The sequence below is a fragment of the Collinsella sp. AM31-2AC genome, assembly GCF_003469285.1.
GTDB classification, from domain to species: domain Bacteria; phylum Actinomycetota; class Coriobacteriia; order Coriobacteriales; family Coriobacteriaceae; genus Collinsella; species Collinsella aerofaciens_AT.
In genome coordinates, this window is record NZ_QSJB01000036.1 from 1 (window position 1) to 2,946 (window position 2,946).

The following is a 2,946-nucleotide window of genomic DNA, read 5'->3' on the forward strand; positions in this document are numbered from 1 at the left end:
TATCGCGCGTAGTAGGCCCATTGCTGCTCGAGGCTGGGGTAGAGGTGGTAGAAACCGTCGAAAAGGCTCTTGACTACTTTCGATTGATGCTCAGTGCCCATTGTATTCGCTACGATTAAACTCGGCACAGGGGATACTGGTTTTCCGTGCGAAAACGCTCATGCCGCTAAATTGAGCGACCGCCTGTACTGCAGCGGGATCATCCGCCCGAGCGATCCCTTAATCCGTCGCCCGTTGCGCCAATCGGCAGAAGCCACGCGTGGACGCTAATCGCTCGAGCGAATCGTCGTCGGTTTCCGTTTAACGATTTCTTTTTCCGCTATTATCTGACCCTCGGACTTCCTCGTGATAGAAGTAGTCCACGATCACCGGATGCCCCTGGGGGACTCTGCCATAAGGCATTTCGTTGTCCACAAAGGGACAATCGTACTTCTTGGCCATTTCCTCGGCTTTTACTTCAAGCGCTTCAAAATAGCTACGGTTGCGCTTGTTATAGATCTCATCGTAAAGCGGTACGAGATTGGGATGTTTCTCGGCGATATAATCCAGGATCGCTTTTTTGAAACCACCCCGAAGATTGAGATTTTCGAGCCAAAACAAATCGCACCGATCCTTTACTCGCTCAAAAATCATCTCAAAATCCGTGATGCCGGGAAATACCGGGGACACAAAGCAGACCGTACGGATACCTTCGTCATACACCTGCTTCATAGCAGCGATACGACGCTCGATGCTCGACGCGGAGTCCATATCGTTCTTGAAGTTCTCATCCAGCGTGTTGATCGACCATGAAACGGTCACTCGTCCAAGCCTCTTCAGCAGATCGATATCCCGTACCACAAGATCGGACTTTGTGCAGATCAGAATATCTGCATCGCTGCCAATCAGCTGCTCCAGGAGTTTCCTGGTATTCCCGAATCGCTCCTCCTGTGGATTGTAGCCATCCGTCACAGAACCGATAACCACCCGCTGTCCAGCGTATTTCTTCGGATTCTTGATTTCCGGCCAATGCTTCACATCAAGAAAGGTGCCCCATTCCTCCTTGTGTCCGGTAAAGCGCTTCATAAAGGAGGCATAGCAATACTTGCAGGCATGCGTGCAGCCTACATAGGGATTGACCGAGTAGCCGCCTACCGGCAGGCTGGACTTGGTCATGATGTTCTTTGCTTCCACCTCATTGATGAGGATTCCATCGATCACTTCCGCCATGTTCTCTGCACCTCCAGCACTCTTTCGAATTCTTCCGGCAATTCCTGAATCATGTTTTCGTCCCCTATGACAGAGACGAGGTCTTCCTTCATAAACATTGGAATGCCAAGCGCGTGCGCCTGGTCCGTCAAAGACCATGCCCACTCCGGTTCCGTATGAACCTTCCTGCTCTGCGCCCCGGTCATGGTACCGACGACGATCCAGTTGATTCCGGAAAGGTCGACCGTACCGGGATCGTCGAATAGCGGCTCAAAAGTAACGAAGAAGTGATTTGCTTTGACGTTTTTCCGAAGGGCGTCGATACGCCACAGCTCCGCTTTCCTCGTCACCGTAACGCCGAACCATGCGTTTTCCAGGTCGGTATCTAAATCCAGCAAATCGGGTCTCTTGGTCAGGAACAGGAACTGATGCTGTGGATTCTCATGGATCTTTGCAAATACCTCGTCTCGCCATTCCAGCTTCCACCCGGAGAGATCGCTCATGCCGGTAAGGAGAAAGTTCTGCGGGCGTTTCTTTTCCATCATCTTGAGCTTGCTCGGGAAGAACGCAGGATCAGCGAAGTCGTCAATCATATGCCAACGTTTCACATTGTTACGGGCATAGCAATATGGACACCCCACCGTGCAGCCGATGACGATATTCATATTCTGAATCTGATTTTTGATGCAGATGCTCATAACGCCTGCCTACCTGCCTCTCCCGTAAACACGCAATCAGCCTCCCCCACCTTGCGGGCAAAAACCTCGATATCTTGCTTGCAAGCAGCAGGCTCGCAATCGCTCAAATCGTATGACGTGCCGCCGTTTCGATAGACGGCCCGATGGGAAAACGATCGGCTGACAAGCCCGATGCCGAGCTTCTCGCACAGGGTCATCCGTGCTCCCTTTCAGCTATAAAAAACAGGTGTCTATAAACAGTATCCTTGTTGATTTTCGCAGGGGCAATGAACAAACGCGTGCACCTGTCGATAAACGAACAGCTACTGGACATTGTCAAACGACTCAGATTGGAGAGGCGATGGGAGAAACCAAGATCGACCGCCGGCGGCGCTACACCCTCTCGGTCATACAGGAGGCGTTCTTCGCGCTGCTGGCCGAGGTCGGCTTCGCGAAGATGACGGTGGCGGACATCTGCCGCCGCGCCGAGATCAACCGGGGAACGTTCTATCTGCATTACGAGGATAAGTACGCGCTGCTCGATGCGCTTATCGACGAGGCATTGGCAGCGGCTCCCCCGCTTGAGGGGGTTGAATCGGCAACGCTTTGCCAGCGTCCGCCGGCAGACGACGATTATCGCCTGCTTTATTCGGACAGCGACGCATACGCTCGCGTAGCCCAGCGCGTCATAGAACGCGGAGCGGAGCAGATGGTTCCCTGGGTCATGGAGAAAACAGGGCTTTCACGCGAAGACGCCTTCCTGCTCTTCGTCCACAACGTCCAGGGCAATCTGGCCGTCAACCGCCTGCTCGGCTGGAGACGAGGCCCCGAGTTCGCCCATGCCCAGGAGCTGCTCAACGCCTATTCCGAAGGGGGCTTACTGGCGGTATCCGCTCTTCGCGATTCCGATAACCCATCGTGACCTGCGATTCAGGAATACCAGCCTCCGAGCCCTCTCGTTCGGAGGCTGCGGCTAAAACCTCATTGCGCGTCTACCGCTCCGCGTTACTCGCCACCTGCCCGCGCCACCGAGAGCAGGGCGCCCAAATCGGCCTGGATCGCCCCTGCCTTGCTTCCAAGC

At 54.2% G+C, this 2,946-nt stretch carries 4 protein-coding genes; 1 reads left to right on the forward strand and 3 read right to left on the reverse strand.

What is annotated here, in order from left to right:
- Window positions 1-300: 300 nt before the first annotated feature.
- The 3 genes from DW796_RS10215 to DW796_RS10225 are packed head-to-tail and all read right to left on the reverse strand — an operon-like array spanning window position 301 to window position 2,083.
- On the reverse strand, window positions 301-1,209 hold the full coding sequence (locus DW796_RS10215; RefSeq protein ID WP_055252675.1) for a radical SAM mobile pair protein B: 909 nt from the start codon (window positions 1,207-1,209) through the stop codon (window positions 301-303).
- Complete coding sequence (locus tag DW796_RS10220; RefSeq protein ID WP_055252677.1) at window positions 1,197-1,886, reverse strand: radical SAM mobile pair protein A; 690 nt, start codon at window positions 1,884-1,886, stop codon at window positions 1,197-1,199. Before DW796_RS10220 ends, DW796_RS10215 begins: the two co-directional genes overlap by 13 nt.
- The gene (locus DW796_RS10225) at window positions 1,883-2,083 is read right to left on the reverse strand and encodes a hypothetical protein (RefSeq protein WP_117775997.1); all 201 of its coding nucleotides are present in this window, start codon (window positions 2,081-2,083) and stop codon (window positions 1,883-1,885) included. Before DW796_RS10225 ends, DW796_RS10220 begins: the two co-directional genes overlap by 4 nt.
- A 143-nt stretch (window positions 2,084-2,226) precedes the next feature.
- Between DW796_RS10225 and DW796_RS10230 the strand changes: the two genes are divergently transcribed.
- Window positions 2,227-2,787 (forward strand): TetR/AcrR family transcriptional regulator, encoded by a 561-nt coding sequence (locus DW796_RS10230; RefSeq protein ID WP_117636933.1) that lies wholly within the window; start codon window positions 2,227-2,229, stop codon window positions 2,785-2,787.
- Window positions 2,788-2,946: the final 159 nt, after the last annotated feature.

What these genes read in the sequence shown, in the direction of transcription:
- DW796_RS10220 (WP_055252677.1), bottom strand. Translation starts at nt 1,886, where the DNA reads ATGAGCATCTGCATCAAAAATCAGATTCAGAATATGAATATCGTCATC.
- DW796_RS10230 (WP_117636933.1), top strand. Translation starts at nt 2,227, where the DNA reads ATGGGAGAAACCAAGATCGACCGCCGGCGGCGCTACACCCTCTCGGTC.
- DW796_RS10215 (WP_055252675.1), bottom strand. Translation starts at nt 1,209, where the DNA reads ATGGCGGAAGTGATCGATGGAATCCTCATCAATGAGGTGGAAGCAAAG.
- DW796_RS10225 (WP_117775997.1), bottom strand. Translation starts at nt 2,083, where the DNA reads ATGACCCTGTGCGAGAAGCTCGGCATCGGGCTTGTCAGCCGATCGTTT.